This is a genomic window from Pedobacter sp. MC2016-24 (assembly GCF_015223055.1).
Classification (GTDB): Bacteria; Bacteroidota; Bacteroidia; order Sphingobacteriales; family Sphingobacteriaceae; genus Pedobacter.
This window is the reverse complement of sequence record NZ_JADFBX010000004.1, coordinates 69,588-89,028: the sequence shown is the minus strand read 5'-3', so window position 1 is coordinate 89,028 and position 19,441 is coordinate 69,588. Positions and strand designations below refer to the sequence as shown.

The following is a 19,441-nucleotide window of genomic DNA, read 5'->3' as shown; positions in this document are numbered from 1 at the left end:
TCACATAATGAAGGAATTAACTTGCATAAAACGCAATATAAAAACAAATCCGAAGAGGTCTGAGAATTCTTGCTATCTAATCTACATTTGAAAAAAACCAACAAAATTTCAACATCGTTTGAGAAACAGTGAAATGAGTATATCTTTGCAGCCCATGAAACTTCCCTTAAGAATCCGCTTTGAAGATCAGGATTATAGCTATACCATCCTGAATAACACGCTCGACCGTACGACAAGGGAATTCAGAATCCTTTTAGCTGATCAGGAATATACGCTCTTGCGAAATGAGAAGAACGAGTGGAGCTGTCCGGACCTGACTATAAACGATAATCCAGCCTTGTTAATAGCAATTGCAAGAAGCATCGGTCTGCGTTACCAACTGTAGAAATGTAACCAGTCTAATATAAAAATCAGGATGATACGATCCGCTTGTTCAATTCCAACGCTGCAACTATAACTGCCGCTTTCGCTGCTCCAATTCCTTTGAACCTGCAGAAATCCTCCACCATTAGCTCAGACAAAGCATTCAAGTCATAACCTACATCTTCCAATATCATATTCGCGAGATCCAGGGCAGAATGTTTTACAGTTCCTGAGCCAATCAATAAAGCAAGTAACTCCGCGTCACCCAATGCAGATGGTCCTGCTGTAATCATCTTTTCCCTCGGTCGTTCCGCTACAGGCCAACTCTTGATGCCACTCCCCTGCTGCCCTGCTGAAATAGCATCCGTTATCACCTTCCCTTTGCGCTGTTGAATGACACTTGAAAACACCATAGAGAAAGATTCAATTAAAAAATGAAAGTCCTCTTCAAACACACAAATGCTGCGGCGTTTATACTCACCGTTTATCTGAAGATCAGATCTTGTAATGCGAATATAATCGCTGTCGTTTGCCGCTACGTTAAAATCGATAAAATAGTGGCGCGATGAAGTCCCAAAGCTTTCGCTAGCCAGATAAGTCGGTTCCATAAGTTTAAGTTATGGCCTCAAAGGTCAAAACATGAAATTAATTAGTGGGGTTATAAACGGTTATAGCCGATTATAATCGGCTATATTTAATTCCAAATTGGAATAAAATGGCAGATAAGCTTTAGCAAAAACCCAAAAATTTTTATATTGTCACAGGAAATCGACCTCCAAATTCGCTCTATGGAAAAACAAATTAGCAAAACCGGTTGCCTGGAATGCGGCATTGTCCTACAAGGCAGAAGCGATAAAAGATATTGCGGAGATACCTGCAGAACAAGTTTCAATAACCGCAGGCGAATGAAGGCCTTATCTGCTGAACCTGAATTTCTAAAAACCATTCCGAAAATCATTCTGAACAATTATCAGATTTTAAAACGACTCCGGAACAAAAAGTTGACCAAGGTTAAGCGTACCCAGCTAGAGCAGCTTAAGTTCAATTTCAAGTACATCACTAGTACCTACATCACCAAAGCCGGGGACATTTACTATTTCTGTTTTGACCTGGGATATTTACATATTCAAAATGATTGGGTGCTACTGGTAGAGCAAGAAAGTCAGATCATGTGAGATACCCTGTTGATGCCTAAAACTTAGACAATACACAGTGGCCATGACTCATTTTATACTCATGAAGCTGATCATTAGTCCAATGGCCATATTCAGCAATTGCCTCGGCAAGTATTTCAGGAAGCAACTTCTCTCCTTTCACGCCTAGATTTCTGACTAACCCAGAGCATTTATCAATCTTTGCTTGTTCCATTGCAACCCATTCGTAAAACTCCGCGGGTATAAATCTATACATCCAAAGAATTTCCTGTTTTGAAAGAAAGGGACATCGTTTGCAATTTGACGGAGGTGGTAAAGGCCATGGCGTAGCCAGAATGTAATCCTGGGCCATTTTTCGGTCAATACCTTCAGCAATCATCGGGTAAGTTTTCAGAATGCAATTCATCATCCAAACGATGTGGTTCTTACGCTTGACCTTCACAAAAAGGTCCAGTTGTCTTTTCTTCAGTTCGGTTTTGGATTCCTTAACGCGTTTTTCTTCACCAGCAGCGATACCTAAAATCACATTGATTTTGCCATAATCAGCAGCAAAACGTTTGATCCAGGTTTTATTCCGGGTACTATTTGGTAACTCCTGATTGTAATACTTATTTGCAATGTACACATTGAGGAAATTATAGAAAGGTTTGATTTTTACATTGTCTGTACAGGAGCGCGGCATCATCATGCTCATTATTGAACTGTTTCGAATCATTTGACTAGTAAGTGTCTGCCAGGTATTTGGATGATATCCCTGATCTGCAGTAAGAAAATGAAATTCAATTTCGTACTCACTGCAAAGCTTTGCTATGAAGCAAACATGTTCATAAGTGTGGTCATGCTCATCACCGGTATCTGACATCACGACGATGAAATCGCCAGTCACAAACCTTGCCCGGTAAAAGGGATCCCGAATGATCTTATATAAAATGTATGTACTGTCTTGTCCTGCGCCAAAGGACAATACCGTCAGTTCCTGATCCTCCATGCGAATATTCGCAGCTTCAAATTGATTTTCTGTTTTCATTTTGTTTTCTTGCAACAGGAATGAACTGAATATGAAGACAAGGAACGTGGAATTAATAGCATAGCGTTTTATGCCGCGAAAGTCCTTTTCATCATAAATGAAGAGAATTACCTTGCATAAAAACACAATATGAAGAGGGCTTTTGAACTATTTACTTGACACTCGTTTGTTTTGATTGAAAAAATTAATATCCTGAACGCAAATCTGATCGGGATAAAAGGCAACATATTCCAGATTACCTTGTCCCATATCGGATACCATAGAGTCGTAGCCACGAGATTTAATAAGATTCGAAGCTTCCATAGTATTTAAAGTTGCATGCGCTTCAGCGATCTCTCCCAAGCCTATATTCTTGTCAAGCATTCTGAGTGCCTTTTTGGGAGATAGACGTTCACCACTCAATATTTCCCATATTACCGGGGCCTGACTTTCAATGGTGAATATGCCCTGATTACTTAAGTTAATTGGATTGGTAATGTTCAGGGATACGGAGATAATCCGACTACCAAACATTTGCGCATGTTCCAGGTTTTCAGTAAAAAATATGCCATACACAGTATTGGGATAGCCTATATTGCTGCCCCTAAAATAGAGATCAAAAACATCAAAATAGGCGTTGGTTCCATGATATAATATTGCTGGTAATTTAAGGGTGTTGCTCTTCATAAATTTGGTTTATTTAAGTTTATTTTATATGAGTTAGTCAATCAGTACAATATCCGCCATGACATCCGGCGCCTTTCATTTGAAACAGATCCAGTTGAGGGGCTAAGCTGACGATCTTCTGCATAGAGAGGGCCGAATGAAAGGTTCCACCAATCATTTCTTCCATGACCATAGCACTGCTGATGATGCCCGGATTGCGGTCATAATTATCTCTAATCTGGAGTGGATGTTTCCAGAAACAGAACTGGCAATTGGAATCCACAGGAAACTCGATATCCTTATCACGCCAGTAACGCTGTACGTCCTGCCGCACAATCTGATCTTCAATCATGGGAAATTCACCAATACGAAAGGGAACCTCCTGCCAACGTGTAATGAAAGGCGGCGTTTCACGATCCAGTCTAAGTCCTTTTAAGCCAGGATGAAGGATTTTTCGTTTCTTATAATTCCCAGGTGGTTGCTCTCCAATATTGTCTATTACAAAGTCGCATTGTGTAGCCATGAAATAAGTATCCTTGAAATTGCCTACTCTGTGGCCTTCATCAGCGCGATAGCCAATTCGCATTTTGACTGGCAGTTCATGATACCGAAAAAGAAAATTGAATATTGGATCAATTTTAAGAAGACTGGTGCAGTAACGGTGCCGTTTGTTGGGAATCAAATGCATGGTGTTGGATATCTGCTGAAAGCCTATTCCCCTTAACCAGGTGATCTCCCTCCCGATGTGCTGCTCCAGATCGAACATAGCAGCTAAAATCAATGGATCCTCTGCTGTAGAAAGAAACTCATGCTGATCACTACAGTATTTCTGAAGCTTGTCGTTAACCATTTGCCTGATCTTAGGGTCGATCCTGCGACCGCCAGCATTCATATCATCGATACATACCAATGCAAAAACATCCAGATCAGCAGGATAACGCGCAGCCAGATAGCTGCTTGTTTTTCCACCCGAGAGGGAGTTCACCGTTTTCATTCTCAGGCGTATTTAAGCGCTTTTATGATTCGTTTTTCCATCCCAGTAAGGCTATTGCTACACTCCGAAGTATTTGAATATTCGATGTAATAGCGTTTACCTCCCATGTACCTGTAAAACACCCAGCCCCGATAATAATATACTTCCGTAACCCGATCTGAAATTGGTGCAAATGATTCAGCACATTCTTTTGCGTCTGAAATGTCTTCCGGCAGGCTTTCGTCAACATGCGTAAAGAGGTAATAGTCATCCACCCTCCTACCTATATACAAAGTATTACCATCGGTCTTGAACTGCAGTCCGCCGTAATTAAGATTAAACCCCTCAGGGCTTCCATAGAATAACAGATTTCGAAGCAATTCTTTTTCGCTGGAAGCTATCAAAAACTGTGTCTGATAACTAAGGGCATCCTTAAGTTTAAAATAAACATGGTAACTGGCTTCATGAATACCTGAGGGAATTGTTTTGAACCATTCAATTTCATTAAGTTGAAAGCCAAGCCCCGGAAGGATATCCCGGATAAACTCCCGGATTTCTATTTCCTGATAATCGTTGGTAAAATACCATCGGACCCCATCCACATCGAAAGTGTGTAAAGGAACAAATTTTCCATCCAGTATAATCGCCCAATTGTGCTGAACATCGAGCGTTACAGGAATCAGATCAGCATTTTCATAAACCACTTTGATATCTCCTGTAATGTGGTAGAACTTTCCGTATATTAAGGTTTTCATATCTATTTCATTTTATAATTGTGTGAACTTGTCTTCCTTGCATCCTTAAGGGATACCAGCTCTCCGGTGTAATCGATTCCGTTCGGATCAAGGAGCCGATATCTCCCCCTACTTTGCCATACAATCGAAAAAGGCCGGGTTCGGATATAGTCGTTGATCGCTACAAGCGTTTCATTATAGCTTAGAAATTCCCTGTCAAAGGGTGAATAAGGAATTTGCTCATAGTTCCCTTCCGCATCAAGATCATACAGCGTTAGCCAAAAACTGATGTAGCATTCTGGGTCATCGATAACCAGTTTGGTAGAATTAGGAAAAGAAATGTTGATGATTTTACCGAAGTATTCCGCTTCAGCGGAATCTGTATTTTCATTATGCCAGGTGGTATCCTCGAACTTAGCGAAGATTACTTTACGATTTAAGCGTGCCAGATACACATCGTTTGATTTCCTTTTCATGACCTAGCAATTAAAAAGTAAGTTGACGGCCTGAGTAAATTTGGGATTAGGGTGTTGCTTAACTTTGGTGTAAAGATTGAAGCAGTAAACCATAAACCTTGGAATTTCGCCTCTGAAAAGTTCGGATGAAAACAATTCCGGATCAAAAGCAAGCCCTTTAGGATTGGCTGCAATGGCCTTCTCGACGTCGAAAAGTGACTTAAAAAATAGATCGAAGGGATAATCCTTGTCTTCCCATGTATCCCGGTTACGGCGCTCGGATTCCCGGATAGTTGGACATAAGTTCCATACAAATTCCAGGAATGCAGGGATTTCATCTGGAAAAAGCTGATGTAGTAGCTTTGCGCTGTCTATTGCGCAGAATTGATGTAGTGCTTTCATATTGCTAAAGTTTAAATGATTGCAAAGCCTGTTAAAGGTCTTTTACAAGGCTTCAGCGATTTTGCGCAGGACTAAAGAGCAAGGCTTTGAGGCAAAAAAATCTTTAGCCACAGGCGGCGATTTATTTGTCCAAACCCGAAGGGCCTGGCCTTGCCTGAGCAGAGGGATAACTTTGCTGAAGAAAAGACCACAGACGGGCTTAAAGATTTTGTATCAAGATAATGTGAATGCTAAATGCAAGCTATTATGTATGCTCATTACTCTAAAATCGGATTATCTCCGATTATGATTCCATATAAGCACATAAATACATATCAAAATATCTAATCAGAAATTATATCAATGCCCCTTTAACCATACAGGCACTGCTCTTGCACAAATGGCAAAATAGGGTGAATGGAAAGGATTGATACGACCTGGAATGGTATATCAAAAAAGGAATACAACTTGACTTGCATCATTTTAAGTTAAGGGCAAAAGATACTGACGAACGGAGTAAAGACGAACTAACCTAAGATGATCTCCTGGGCTTGATATCCGAGAAATTTAAAGTGTTTTCATTTGACAATGTAAAGGAGGATTTTATACCATTAATAAAAGATGACACTGCAATTTTAAATCTGCCAGACAGCACTTTAACGATCTAACAGAGAAATTGAAGTTTCAGTAGTTGACTAAACAATATACCACCTTAGCAAATACTTTTTTGGCTAGAATGGAATTTTTAAACTGCTATAGGCTCTGTCCGAAAGGATTCTAGATTCATAAAAAAACCTCTCTTCGTCAATAAGCCATAGTCTAGCATCTGGTCGATCATTGCTCCTCCAAGATTTGCCAGCGCGGAGTTAATGAACAGACTTTGTTTATCCAGCGCCTCCATTAAAGAACAACTGGGCGCAGCAGTTTCTTCCTGAGGAATTCCTAACAGATCAGCGTACTCCTGGGTAACTGGTGGCAGAAAGGCCACGGGTCTAAATTTAGCAGACTCAGGTTGCCTCATTTCTTTTACTGTAGACAAGATCACCTGACCTGTGTATTTATTATTTCCAAAATCAAGGCAATACATGGGGTTATCCCGATAATTGTTTGAATTCTTTGAGAGGACATTAAGCACCTCAGCAATTTCAAATCTTGCCTTGGCACTATCTACGCAACAAATCGTTATACTCGCACTGCGGTTTTCTGGAATTGCACATAGTGAAAAAGGTTGGTAGAATTCTGGTAATGCTTTCCAGTTTGTGCCATACTTACGGTTGATATGGGCAACAATCGATACAGCTTTATTTACCCCAATAAAATGCGCCATGAATTCAGCCCGCCCTAAATTAGGAGCCTCGATCTGATCTGGATCAAATACATTCACCTGCAGCCCTGCCTTTCCAATGGTAAGCAACTTGAAATTAATCCTGGCGAGCGCATGTAGCATATGAGATCCCGTACCACCTGCACCTATTAGATTGACAGTGATCGGGTTAGTTGGATTTAACAGGTAGGAGTCTACAAAGTGAACGCTCTGCTTATCTTGAGTTTTCATCGGATCAGGGATTTAAGTGTTTTAGATGTTGATTTAAGTTGTTTTAAGGGAAACTTTCTTTTACTGCCAACCAGCTTTTGCCACAATTCGATAACATTACCTTTAACCGGAGATACCGATCCCAACAGGTGACTGAATGTACTTGCAAAGAAGTAATTCTGCCATTCAGTAATAAAATCTTCCAGCGAACATTTAGTATCAAAATTTATTTTCACACTGCCAATGCACACCCTTCCGTCTGTATAGATATTGAAAAATGGCGCAAAACAGAGTCTTGTATCCAAAACAGGCTTTTCATTTCTGGAAAGTGCATAAACAGACAAAGAATTCCTGCTGGCTTTCCAGACCATCGGTGGAACATTAGCCCGGCCATCTGTAATAGTGAGTTCAGGTTTAAAAAGCAGGTCGACCTGCATTTCAGGTGTAAACCAGATCACATTGCCATCTTTCCTGCTATTGATATACAATACATGTTCAGGCAACAGACCTTTACTCATTAAAAAATCCTGACCAAGTTCATCCGAAGTATTTAACAAATCGTCAAGTGAATTTGCTTCGGTAACAGACAGTGGATGAGGATTAATCATTTGCCCGGTAGCATCCATGTCAAGAATTTCTGCATAAATACTTTGGTCCATTTGTGACTGATAGAAGGCAATAGCCTTAACGGGCTTATAGACATCTTTGAATAACTGATTGATAATTTGCATAACTTTTAAAAATAAAATCCCTCTATCAGGCAGAGGCTTTTTGTGAAACTGATTAATTAAACTGTAAATCCCGCAGATTGGCTACCAGATCATCTATCAGACTAAACAACCTGTTCTCAAAATCAAAGTCATGCACCTCCCTATCCGGTATATGGTCAAAAAACTGCATAGCAAAGGGCTCTTCAATCACACTGCATTCCTGGAGATCGCAATTGATGGTATCTTCCAATGTATCGTATACGCTATCATTGAAACTCCAAATAAAAGACATGTATTTATCGGCATGTACTATTCCATTACCATAATCATCTTCTGGGATCAGTTCTGGATGGATAGCATCCATCACAGAACGATTTGGAAAATCGAGATAAAGCGTCAATGCCTTCTTTGCTGTCAATAAGAAATCGGCTTCAACCTCCCCCGAAGCCTGAAAATCAGCGACTCTTCTTTCAAAGGAGTTCACGTGGCTGCAGTCAGAGATGAGTTGCAAAATGTATTCTCCCCTACCAGCATTCTCATCCAGCTCTTTCAATTCTGCTTCTAGGTATTCAGCCTCCTCAGGCTGATCCTCTTCTATCATCCACTGCTCGATCATGTCATACATCTGATTCAGGTAACTTGCCCATTGCCTGTGGTGAGGAATCTCCACGACCTGAAACAGGTAAGTAAATATGGAAAGGCATAAATCTGCTAATGGCTGTCTGGAATTATCCTCTAAAAACAAATAAAGCGGTTCACAAGGGATATAATACAGCGTATTATTGGTATCAAATGGCCTGGCTGTTGCAAGCGTAGCAACATGCGTATCATCCTGAATAATAGCCAGCCTCAGATTGCTATTTCTATCCAAAAGCTTCGCGGATAGTTCTTCATAAGCTGCCAGAATATTCATCGGGAATGAGATTGATTTATTCCGCACCAAAGATATTCCGTAGAAATCGCAGAGGTATGTTAGAGAGGTAAAAAACTCTTTTTCAATTTCCCGACGCTTGCTAAGCTGAGGATGTTCTTCAGATATGATCGGTGCCAGCTTCAGGTTTAGAAGATCAGATTGAGCAACTGCAGGGGCGCAGGTCTGGGCTTGTTTTTTTGAATCGCCGCCAGATCCTGAACGTTGTCGAGATCTAGCAGAAACTTTCCGATTTTTTGATGTAAGTACCATTGTTCATTATTTTTAGTGATGTTTAATTTTCTGTAAGAATTATGCTTTGCCATAGGTTAACCTTTTGTCCCCAAAGAGGAATTAAAACTATACTGAAGTTTATCTTCTTTGATATTGGGACCTTCTAAAGTCGCTGTAGTGAGAATAGGATACGTTCCTGAATAAAAATTCATCACTTGCTGCGGGGTAAATCCCGGTGAAGGATCAGCCAGTTTGATCACCTTCTGATTCTGCTTAAACAAAAATTCTCTTTCTAATTTTGCGGTTACGATCATGATAAATAGGTTTAGTTTTACAATAAGTAGAGTTGTTTATTTTTAGCTTCTAATTCCATGCGGAGTTTATCCAGTTCAGACAGCTTATCGGGATAATCAGTTAAATCGTTCAATAAACTTAAAGCATCATTGTATTTACAGAGCCCGTTGAGTTCAGCGATCTTTTTCATGCTTTCCTCATATTTCTGCTTATTTACCACACCCTCTTCTGGTTTAGGCGGGTCCGCTTTCGCAGGTTTGGACTTTTCTTTCAGCAGTTTTTTCGCATTTTCAATATGCTCCTGCATCAGCGAAACATTCACAAAAATTTCATTGATCTGGGCTACAGGCTCCATTAGCCGGCTAAACAGGTGCTCATCAAGCATCTCAGGACTTTCGTTAAAAATCATTGGACTCAAGGATATACCCTCTTTTTCTGAGCCAGGATCACTTAGCAGTACCGAAACAATTAACTTCCCATCGGTAAGTGGTGAGATGTGTATCGTCCAGGAGCCAGGACTTTTCAGGTGATTGATAATTTTGAAGAAATTTGTTTTCATATTAAACAATAATTAAAGGACTTAAAAAACCGGACAGAAGATTATCTGCCCGCATGACTGATCTTAAAATGGCAGGTCATCTTCGGGAACCGGAATGGTATCTACTCCGGCCGATGGCCGATAAATACTTGATTCGGCATGTGCCTTATTCTCACGTTCAGCTTCAGGTTGTGGACTTCCCTTGCCTTCCAGTGTGATCCTGTCTACCCTGAAAGTAGCTACAGCTTTTGCTTCGCCATTGGAGATGTAGGCCCTGGCCCCTGAAATACCCGATAGGGTGACTAAAGTCCCTTTGGTCAGGTAAATTGCAATTCCTTCATTGTTCCAGTAGGCGCATTCAAAATAATGCGTCCTGGTTTTCTTCTCGCCATTAGACTTGAAAGTCTCGTTCTTTGCGATGTTAAAGCCGACAACCTTTTTTCCGTTAGGTGTTGTTCTTACTTCTGCGTTTGCGGTTACTCTTGCTGTGATTTCCATAATCTGAGTTTTAAGTGATGAATTGATTCTTTGTCAAACCTTTTTCTTGGTCTTTGTTAATGACAGAAAAAGATGACGCAGTGATCGGAAGGCAAGACTTTGCACCAAAAAATACGCTCTCCAAGAGAGGAAGATTATTTGGTCAAACCCGAAGGGCCCGGCCTTGCGGCAAGAGCACCAGTACTATCTTTGTCGTTACACAAGCCCAAGAGAAAAAAGGTCACAAAGACATTTAAATCTGGAAAACCCAATTGTAAAATTTCAGAAAATATGACCGCTCGCTAAGTAACATCCCAGAATAAAAATGATTTCAGGCAGATCAAGAAATATCAACAGTTATACCCGGGTAAACACGTCATGATTTTTTGCCTGACATCGTAGATCCGGTTTATCACAGGTTTGAGCAACATTAGGAAAAAGCTCTATAGCCTTCAGCCAATTAATACTTTGAACAGGCCCCGAAAAGCGGGCATGAATATCACGTCGATCTTCATGCAATAATTGATGCTAGGATCTCCGTAAGAGACGGGCATGACCTGGCGCACATAAACTTGCAGATACTCTTAAGGAGGAGCTCATGAATTAGGATACATTTTGATTTATGTCGAGCCAAACAGCTAGTAATTTCTATTAATTTCAAGGCTACAGCATTAAAAGAAATAAATTTTGCCCATTCAGCTCCTTCTGTCCAAAACAAAATAATTAACTTAATATGCAATTACCCCAAAACTTAATAAAAAGAGTAATATTACATTTTAGCTTAAAATATATTATGACAAGCATAAGAATTTTAAAAAAATATTTACTTATTGAAATACTTACGTTTAATTCCATTTCCCAAGCCTTGAATTTTCCACCTGATGGGAGAATTGTTTTTTAGATAATCAGCGATTCACTTTAAGATATTGTCCAGTTTTTTAGTACCGCTTTCTTTTAACAGATTTTAGATTCGTTGCTACTAGTTCTGAAGCAGGCTTCTTACCACCAAAACCCCATTTATAATGAACCAATTTGATAATTAAATTAAATTCAATTGCATAAGGCATTAGTAAATTTTCAACAACCATGAGACAAGCTTCATAGACAAGGCGACTAGGACTTGCAGCAATGCGATACCATAGGACATGCCCTCACCTTTATCCCAAAAAAATCTTTTACTCCGTCAATATCGGTTTCCCAGATATCCTGACCAATATTGACTACCTTATGACCATATTTTTTCCTGCTGCTCATTGATGTGAGGAATCGCACCCTTCCATGGGGCCACAAAATGTCGCCCAGTACTGAATAATGTAAGTTTTTTCCTTATCAAAGGTAGTAACCGGTTCACCTTGCAGCTAATCTACCTTGATATAATTTTCAGCAGAACTACAGATTGCAAACTTACTTTTACCAGGCAAATTTTTAGCGCTTGTCACTCATGATATACCTTACAAAAGAATAGTCAGCATATTTATTTTAAGCTTTCATTTATTTACTTTAAATATTCTTGAAATTAGTATACAGGAATCTTTTTATTTTCCTGCATAATTTTCAATACTTCAACCAGGGCTGGCTTGTTTGGCGACTCGGCTATTTTAATTGCCTTCTTTTGCCAAGAGATAGCCTCATTTTTTTTGCCAATTTTGTAAAGGATTGTAGCTTGAATAATTGATTTAAAAACATCTTCTTTATTTAAAACTTCCGAACTGTTCCATTTTAAAGCTGTTTGTAAATGTTGTTTAAGATTTGTACCATTAGCTAAAGTAAAAATGTAATTATTAAACTCATCTGATTTCAATGCATTTCCATGTGCATATTTTAACAATTCTACATGCTTGATAAAATTCCCCCATTCTTTCTTATTCGAAAAATATCCTATCTTTTCTTTTAATACCAATTCATCCGCAAACATAGGATATTTGGCGTTCATCATTTTGTAGATTGTATTCCAATTAATTGTAATTGATTCTTTTACAGTTGCTGATATCTCCTGTGAAATCATTTTCTTAATCAGATCTGATGCTACAGGATAGCCGACTATACTGTCGATCTTACTGGCATTCCTCTGGTAAAACTTAAATCCAGGATCAGCAGTGGTCTGGTTTGACTCAATATAAAATTTAACGAATTGAATAGAATTTTTATCCATTAACTGCTTATCACTCGCTGAATTAAAGTACCGTGTTACAAGGTTTGCAGCACGCTTAAGTTCATAAGCGTTTTGAGCGGCCATCGCGGCACTCAATAAGATTTCAGGTGACGGATTACCGGAATTGACTCTATCCATCAGCGAGACATATTGATTGTTCTGGTCAAATGCAAACCTGACTTGCTGAAGAAACGCCTGAGGATCTAAAAACCCAACATTTCGATGGACAAGTTTTCCATCCTGATCAAAGTAAAGAAATGTGGGATAATTCATTACTGAATGTATGCGCTTAAGGTTAGCAGCATCCCTATACCAGGACTTTTGGTTTCCACTATCGTTCTTTGAAGAATCAATCTGGAGATATACATTGATGAATTTCTCATTCATAAAATCACCAACCTCTTTTAGTGTGAAAACTTCTTTCGCCATTTTCTGGCATGGCAAGCACCACGTGGTATTGCAGTCTACAAATATATACTTATTCTCTTTCTTCGCTTGCGCTAAAACAGCAATCCAATCTGAGTTAGTGGTGAAGTTAATACCCTGATTTTGCGCATGCAAAAAGCAGGGAAACATCATCCAGATCAAGAATTTTAAAAATTTCATTTTATATGTTTTATTAAATAAGATCACATGCAGTCTTTATTAAGAAATAATTTGACTGTATGTGAACACCTTTATGTTGAGTTTAAATTTATTTAACATTCATGAGATCAAGGCATATATCCTGGATTCTGAATGAGACTTGGATTGGCTAGAATTTGACTTGCGGGAATCGGATATAGCTGTGCATCGGATATCCACCCAAGTTTTATTGGCCCGAGAATATCATCTGCACGAGATTTGTTAGCTGGACTAACAAGACTAGGCGTACGCTTTAAGTCTAACCAGCGATGTCCGAATTCACCGAAAAGTTCATGCTTTCGCTCTTGTTCAATTGCAAATAGCATCTGAGGCATTGTTGTTGCAGTTGTTCCATTTAAATTGGCTCTCAACCTTATCTTATCCAGATCTGATGCCGCGCTGTTATCTCCTGTAAGTTTTTGCAGGCGTGCCCTTGCCTCTGCCCTGATCAGATACTGTTCTGCCAATCGCATCACGACATCATACTCATTCCCACCAGTACCGCTTCGACCTTTATATTTATAAACTTCATATGATTTACTCCCATTTGTATTTTTTACTTTAACCCAATTAACCAATCTAAAATCATTTGTCTCGAAAGAAAGATAGTAAGTTTCCGGAATGGATATCGCGGATGCAACACCGGGAAGATAATTATAGAGGGGTCCAAAAGTTGAAATTCCATCAGCATTTGAGATTTGCCAGATGATTTCTTTACTTGTATTTTTAAATACGTCAGCAATAGCCGATTTATCAACTATTGAGTAAGCATTCTCACTGTTTTGAATGACTTTTGTAGCTTCTGATTCCGCATTTAACCAGTCTTTCTGGTATAGGTATACCCTTGATAGAAAAGCATCAGCAACAGATTTATTAATCCTCGACCGGATTCCTGTAGCAGGATAGTTAGCATTGAGTAGTGTTTGCGCATCTTTCAGGTCCTTTACAATTTGTGACCAAACTTCTGTTGAAGGAACTCTAGGAAGCTTTCCATTTTCAACTGAATTAGTTCCAAGTGGCATTGGCACATCGCCAAACATATTGACCAAGTAAAAATAAATAAAAGCTCGCCAGAATTTAACTTCTCCCATAAGATTGCTCTTAACAGCCGGAGTTAACGATTGAGATCCATTTAATCCTTCAATCGCAAAATTGCACTGTGCGATAACAGCATAACTTCCTGCCCAGAGATACTGACTGGTAGTGTTGCTGTTCACGGGAATAGAATTATTCATAAATGGGGTATAGGCTCCAGTAGTAGATTGTAGTTCATCAGAACTATTTCCCATACAAACTGTATAAAACTTGACAATTCCATTTGCACCCGAAACGGATTTTGTATAGATCCCTAGAATTGCACTATTAGCAGAAGCATCACTTGCAAAAGCTTTAGCTGCGTCGATTTCCGTTATCGGAGCACCAACTTCAACAAATTTTTTGCAAGATGAAACACTTAATAGGGTGCATAGGAATATGAAAAGGCCAAGGATCCTATATATAATGATATTTTTCATTTTTTTATATTTAAAAGTTTAAGCCACTTTTTAACTAAACAACATATATTTAGAACGATTCATTTAACTAGAATGAACAGTTCATTCCCAATACAAAAGTCCTTAAAGCAGGCATTGTACCTACTCCATTACCACTGGATTCGGGATCGAAAACATATTTGTTTTTTGTAAGGGTAAGCAAGTTTTGGCCTTGCAGATAAATATTCAAAGCAGACAATTTCAACCTCTTAATCCACCGACTATGAAAACTATACCCAACATTCACAGACTTAAATCTGATAAATGAGTTATCACCAAACAAATTAGTTGATCTGTCAAAGTAATTGTAGTTGGCATATAATAAAGATCCAGGATTTGCTGATGCACCAGGAAATAGGGTATTTTCATCACCCGCTTTACGCCATCTATTTAGTGTACTGGTATTTTGATTAGCTATCCCCCCAAGCACGGAAGAGTAATTACTTTGGCTGATATTATTCACTAAGCCATACCGCTTGGTGAATTGTACTAGAAAGTCAAGTGACCATCCCCTGTAGTTGAAATTATTACTAATTCCTCCAAAAAAAGGATGACCTACTGGTGCTGGTAAGTAATCCGGCATACTTGCGCCATCTGTAATCTGGTAATTAACAAGTCCAGTTGCAGCATCTATACCCTTAGTCTGAAAGTAACGCTGCAGATTTGCAGGTTGTCCAATCATATAAAGATTTTTATAAAGACTATTTTCTAATCCCGGGAAAGAGAGTAATTTATTTTTTGCAAATGTAATGTTAAAGCTTGTATTCCAAGCGAAATGCGCTCCGGACACATTTTTTGAGGTAAGATCAAACTCCAATCCTGTATTCTGTATAACTGCATTAACATTTTCCATATAAAATCCAAATCCAGTCTGAGAAGCAATAGGATTATTCATAATGTGATTACTGGATCTGTTTCGGTAATAATTAGCGGTAATTAAAAGTTTGCTATCTTTAAAAAGACCTAAATCGATAGCGATTTCCAGCTTCCTAGTTGATTCCCATTTTATATTAGGATTGTATACCCTACTTACAGAAAGAGCGGATTGCTGATCGTAAATTGAGCCTGTGCGATAAATAGGTAAATAAAGATAATTTTGAATCTGGTCATTACCAGTTGTACCATAACTTGCTCTTAATTTACCAAAATCCAGGAATGGAATCGCATTTTTAGCAAAAGACTCCTCGGTAAACAACCATGCACCACCAACAGAGGCAAATTTCCCGAAACGGTTATTTAATCCGAATTTTGAAGAACCATCTCTTCTCCAGTTTAGATTGACAATATACCTGTCGCTGAAGTTAAAATTGATTCTTCCGAAAAGCGAGTTAAAATGATAAAGGTCGTCATTCTGATAACTGGGTGTCAAGAGCCCAGCAGCCGAAATAGAGCTCATTAATTGTTCATTACTGTAGTTGCTACCAATTATTGTAGCGGCAGTGTTATATGAACTCTGCAATGAACCACCCGCTAAAAAATTTAATTTCCACTGATCAGCTTTTATAGTATAGTCTGCAGTCGGTTCTGCAATGTAATTCCTCGACCTGCTATTGGCGAAAAATGCAATACTTGGCATACCAAAGTTGGGATTGTTGGAAGATTGAGGATAAGCAGACTTTTGATCCAGCGTAGACTGGTTAAAGCCAAGGTTTAACTTCAAATTCAAATGATTTGCAGCGATGTACTTAAACGTGGCATTCCCCAAAATTGTCTGAGTTATACCGTTATATTTTTGTTTAGTATATGCTAAAGGGTTATTCAGAAAAAAATCCCAGTATAGAGAACCATCTGGATTATACAGCGGATAATTTGGGGGAAGTGCATATGCACTTGTCAAATCTACCGGAATTAAGTTGGTTTTATCCGAAGAAAAAGCCGCAGAGAATTGAGCTGTGAATCTGCTGTTCTGAGCACCGTAGTCTAAATTCATTCGTGTTCCGATTCGCTCATTCCCCATATCCTGTTTGTAAACAGTACCTTCTTTCCTGTAATTAGCGTTGACTAAAAACCTTAAATTATCCGTTCCTCCTGAAAAACTAGTTTGTGCATCCGTCAAATTGGCTGTGCCCCCTATCAGTTCTTTTTGCCAGTTGGTGTAGGCCCTTTGATCATAAGTAGTCAAATCGGGTGCATTAAACTCATCCGGAGTAATGCCGTCATTTGCAAAGGCTTCACGTCTAAGCTCCAGGTACTGCTGCGTGTTAAGCATTGGGATAAAGTGCCCAACCTTACCTACTCCTTTATAAAAATTAGCACTGAGCTTACCCATGCCTGTCTGGCCCCTTTTTGTGGTTATTAGAACTACGCCATTTGCTCCCCTTGCTCCGTAGATGGCAGTTGCATCGGCATCTTTTAACACATCTACCCTTTCAATGTCAGCTGGATTGATCGCGCTAAATGGACTGATCCCACCATTTGCAGCAGCCACTCCATAGGCATTCAGATTTTCATTGGAGAATGGCACACCATCAATAACATAAAGAGGCGACCTTCCTGATTGCAAGGAATTGTTACCTCTGATCTGTACACTGACAGAACTGCCTGGTAATCCATTGTCCTGTGAAACTACCATTCCGGAAATTCTGCCAGCAAGAGCTACCAGTGGATTGGCTAATGGCTGACTCGTGATGTCTTTAGCACTAACAGAGTTAACAGTACCTGTCTTTAGTCTTTTGGTACTGGTTCCATAACCTACAAGCACGACCTCATCAAGTTTGTTTTCTGCCAAGATAAGTTTGATGATAAGTCTTGTTGTTTCAGCAGATAATTGTACCTCCTTAGTGGCATATCCAATAAAGGAAATCTGCAGAATGGCATTTTCATCAATATTCTTAATCTCGAAATACCCACTTGCATCGGTACCAAAACTTCTGTTCGAGCCTTTTACTGTCACCGTTGCCCCAGGCAACGGTATCCCATTTTCTCCAGTGACATTACCTTTAACATCAATTGTCTGAAGTCGGGCAGCAAGCTTATCAATGATTGACTTTTCTTTCTCGCTAACGATGATTATTTTATTATTTACCTCATATGTGAAAGGTTGTGCATCGAAACAAATCCTTAGTACCTGTTCCAGATCAGCATTTTTAACTTGTACTGTAACTGGTTTTGCTTGCTTAAGCAGGTCTTTAGGGAGAACAAAATCGTATCCGGTTTGCTTACGTAAGTCTCTAAAAAGCTCGGTAAGCGTCGCATTTTTTTTAGAAATACTGATCTTTTGCGCCCTAACAGCAAATGCTACCTGCATAAAAGCAATGAGCAATAAGATACAAGTAAAGTTAATCCGCATAAGCCACCTTTTAAACTTTGAACTGCGACATATTTGACGCAATTTGGTTTCAGTTATGATATCCAGGACATAGCTGGTCATGCCATGCCCAATTGTATAGTAAAATATATACATTTGTTTTGCTTTGGTTAATAGTTGAAAATTTATGTTTAGTCGCATGATAATCAGATTAACCGGACATGAACCGGAGGCGCTTCCAACGCCTTCGGTTCCTTATTCGGTAAACCTTTATTTTGTAAAAACTAAGGCATAACAGTAATCCTCCTTCCTTCAACTTTAAAGTGGACACCTTTGGTTAATTCAAGCGCTTTTAAAATATCAATAAGGTTCTTTGATCTGGAAAACGTTCCAATGTATTCTTTTTCAGAAATATTACCCTGGTAAAATATTTCCACATCGTACCAACGGGAAATTTGTCGCATGATGGTCCTGATATCCTCATTGAAGATGAAATCCCCGTTTTTCCACGCAAGTACAGATTCAGTGTCCACCTTGGTAATGCTGATGTTATCCCGAATCATTTCAGCCTGTTGACCAGGACTCAACATTTTCATACCAACATGGCCAGAAAGTCCTTTAATCTGCACGCTTCCTTCTACTAAAGTTGTTTTCATACTAGATTCATCAGGATAGCAACTGATATTAAACTGCGTTCCAAGAACTTTCACTTCCTGATTACCACTTTTAACTATAAACGGATGTTTCTTATCTTTAGTCACATTGAAATACCCTTCACCAACTAACTCGACCCGCCGAATCACCTGCCCAGAAAAAGATGCCGGAAATTTTAGCGTACTGGCAGAATTTAAGGCTACTTGAGTACCATCAGGTAACTGGATACGATATTGGCCGCCACGAGGAGTTGTTATCATAGAGCTTCGGGATTCTTTGGAATCGATGCTTTCTATAACAGTTCCGTCATTATAACTTAGTTCAGAAGTTTTAATCACTATGCCTGCCTTAGCATCACTCAAGCTGATTTTTTTACCATTTGCTAATGTAAGAATGGCTTTATTTGTGCCTGCAGAAACATCATTTGAATAAACAGAAACAGATTTTTTATCAACCACTTCTTTCCTTAAAACAAATAAATGTAGCCAGGCACCGGTTGTCAAGAGTAAAGTAGCTGAAACAGCAATCTTTGGCCACAAACGATATGTTTTTATATCCAGTTTAGGTGATTGTCCCAACTTGTTCCACATGTTAGTCCTCATTTCATCATACCTTTGCTCAGGAATTTCGCTGATATCATAAGGAACTAACTTATTGTAAGCCTTCTTAATCAACAACAACTCTTCCGGCGTACAGTTATGGGCTAAATACTTCTCCAATAAATGTTCAGCTTCTTTGTTATCCATAACTTTTTAACAAAATAGATGGTTCATATACTACTATGAAGATTGAAAACCAATTTT

The 19,441-nt window shown here is 39.1% G+C and carries 20 protein-coding genes and 1 pseudogene; 3 read left to right on the top strand and 18 right to left on the bottom strand.

What is annotated here, in order from left to right:
- The first annotated feature begins 154 nt into the window (after positions 1–154).
- Complete coding sequence (locus IM797_RS11220; RefSeq protein ID WP_194127225.1) at positions 155–385, top strand: hypothetical protein; 231 nt, start codon at positions 155–157, stop codon at positions 383–385.
- Positions 386–410: 25 nt separating this feature from the next.
- On the opposite strand, the gene IM797_RS11215 is transcribed toward IM797_RS11220, so the two are convergent.
- Positions 411–971 carry a UPF0758 domain-containing protein gene (locus IM797_RS11215; protein ID WP_194127224.1) on the bottom strand — a complete coding sequence of 187 codons (561 nt, stop codon included), beginning with the start codon at positions 969–971 and terminating at the stop codon, positions 411–413.
- Between the two features lie 180 nt (positions 972–1,151).
- On the opposite strand from IM797_RS11215, the gene IM797_RS11210 reads away from it, so the two are divergent.
- Positions 1,152–1,538, top strand: coding sequence for a hypothetical protein (locus IM797_RS11210; protein ID WP_194127223.1), 387 nt, complete (start codon positions 1,152–1,154; stop codon positions 1,536–1,538).
- Between the two features lie 16 nt (positions 1,539–1,554).
- Here the strand turns inward: IM797_RS11210 and IM797_RS11205 are convergent, their stop codons facing one another.
- The 13 genes from IM797_RS11205 to IM797_RS11145 all read right to left on the bottom strand — a co-directional run bounded on the left by IM797_RS11205 (position 1,555) and on the right by IM797_RS11145 (position 10,450).
- Positions 1,555–2,544, bottom strand: a complete 990-nt coding sequence (locus IM797_RS11205) for a hypothetical protein (protein ID WP_194127222.1) — start codon at positions 2,542–2,544, stop codon at positions 1,555–1,557.
- Between the two features lie 147 nt (positions 2,545–2,691).
- Entirely contained in the window at positions 2,692–3,210 is a 519-nt protein-coding gene (locus IM797_RS11200) for a hypothetical protein (protein ID WP_194127221.1), read from the bottom strand.
- Between the two features lie 37 nt (positions 3,211–3,247).
- Positions 3,248–4,183, bottom strand: a complete 936-nt coding sequence (locus IM797_RS11195) for a hypothetical protein (RefSeq protein ID WP_194127220.1) — start codon at positions 4,181–4,183, stop codon at positions 3,248–3,250.
- Positions 4,184–4,185: 2 nt separating this feature from the next.
- Positions 4,186–4,917 (bottom strand): hypothetical protein, encoded by a 732-nt coding sequence (locus IM797_RS11190; protein WP_194127219.1) that lies wholly within the window; start codon positions 4,915–4,917, stop codon positions 4,186–4,188.
- 2 nt (positions 4,918–4,919) lie between these two features.
- The gene (locus IM797_RS11185) at positions 4,920–5,372 is read right to left on the bottom strand and encodes a hypothetical protein (protein ID WP_194127218.1); all 453 of its coding nucleotides are present in this window, start codon (positions 5,370–5,372) and stop codon (positions 4,920–4,922) included.
- Positions 5,373–5,375: 3 nt separating this feature from the next.
- Positions 5,376–5,753: a hypothetical protein gene (locus IM797_RS11180; RefSeq protein ID WP_194127217.1), complete on the bottom strand. Its 378-nt coding sequence runs from the start codon at positions 5,751–5,753 to the stop codon at positions 5,376–5,378.
- A gap of 724 nt (positions 5,754–6,477) precedes the next feature.
- On the bottom strand, positions 6,478–7,287 hold the full coding sequence (locus tag IM797_RS11175) for a PRTRC system ThiF family protein (protein WP_194127216.1): 810 nt from the start codon (positions 7,285–7,287) through the stop codon (positions 6,478–6,480).
- The gene (locus tag IM797_RS11170) at positions 7,284–7,997 is read right to left on the bottom strand and encodes a PRTRC system protein B (RefSeq protein WP_194127215.1); all 714 of its coding nucleotides are present in this window, start codon (positions 7,995–7,997) and stop codon (positions 7,284–7,286) included. Before IM797_RS11170 ends, IM797_RS11175 begins: the two co-directional genes overlap by 4 nt.
- 52 nt (positions 7,998–8,049) lie before the next feature.
- Entirely contained in the window at positions 8,050–8,889 is an 840-nt protein-coding gene (locus tag IM797_RS11165; protein WP_194127214.1) for a hypothetical protein, read from the bottom strand.
- Between the two features lie 146 nt (positions 8,890–9,035).
- On the bottom strand, positions 9,036–9,212 hold the full coding sequence (locus tag IM797_RS11160) for a hypothetical protein (protein WP_194127213.1): 177 nt from the start codon (positions 9,210–9,212) through the stop codon (positions 9,036–9,038).
- 3 nt (positions 9,213–9,215) lie between these two features.
- The gene (locus tag IM797_RS11155; protein ID WP_194127212.1) at positions 9,216–9,434 is read right to left on the bottom strand and encodes a PRTRC system protein C; all 219 of its coding nucleotides are present in this window, start codon (positions 9,432–9,434) and stop codon (positions 9,216–9,218) included.
- 17 nt (positions 9,435–9,451) lie between these two features.
- A complete protein-coding gene (locus tag IM797_RS11150; RefSeq protein ID WP_194127211.1) occupies positions 9,452–9,973 on the bottom strand; it encodes a hypothetical protein in 522 nt (173 codons plus the stop codon).
- Positions 9,974–10,036: 63 nt separating this feature from the next.
- Positions 10,037–10,450, bottom strand: a complete 414-nt coding sequence (locus IM797_RS11145) for a single-stranded DNA-binding protein (RefSeq protein ID WP_194127210.1) — start codon at positions 10,448–10,450, stop codon at positions 10,037–10,039.
- Positions 10,451–10,923: 473 nt separating this feature from the next.
- Here IM797_RS11145 and IM797_RS28695 point away from each other — a divergent pair.
- Positions 10,924–11,031 (top strand): annotated as a pseudogene (locus IM797_RS28695) (hypothetical protein); the annotation flags it as partial.
- A gap of 914 nt (positions 11,032–11,945) precedes the next feature.
- Here the strand turns inward: IM797_RS28695 and IM797_RS11135 are convergent.
- The 4 genes from IM797_RS11135 to IM797_RS11120 all read right to left on the bottom strand — a co-directional run bounded on the left by IM797_RS11135 (position 11,946) and on the right by IM797_RS11120 (position 19,384).
- Positions 11,946–13,187, bottom strand: a complete 1,242-nt coding sequence (locus IM797_RS11135; protein ID WP_194127209.1) for a thioredoxin fold domain-containing protein — start codon at positions 13,185–13,187, stop codon at positions 11,946–11,948.
- Between the two features lie 107 nt (positions 13,188–13,294).
- Entirely contained in the window at positions 13,295–14,719 is a 1,425-nt protein-coding gene (locus IM797_RS11130) for a RagB/SusD family nutrient uptake outer membrane protein (protein WP_194127208.1), read from the bottom strand.
- A gap of 67 nt (positions 14,720–14,786) precedes the next feature.
- Positions 14,787–18,026, bottom strand: coding sequence for a SusC/RagA family TonB-linked outer membrane protein (locus tag IM797_RS11125; protein ID WP_194127207.1), 3,240 nt, complete (start codon positions 18,024–18,026; stop codon positions 14,787–14,789).
- 242 nt (positions 18,027–18,268) lie between these two features.
- A complete protein-coding gene (locus IM797_RS11120; protein WP_194127206.1) occupies positions 18,269–19,384 on the bottom strand; it encodes a FecR family protein in 1,116 nt (371 codons plus the stop codon).
- Between the last annotated feature and the right edge of the window lie 57 nt (positions 19,385–19,441).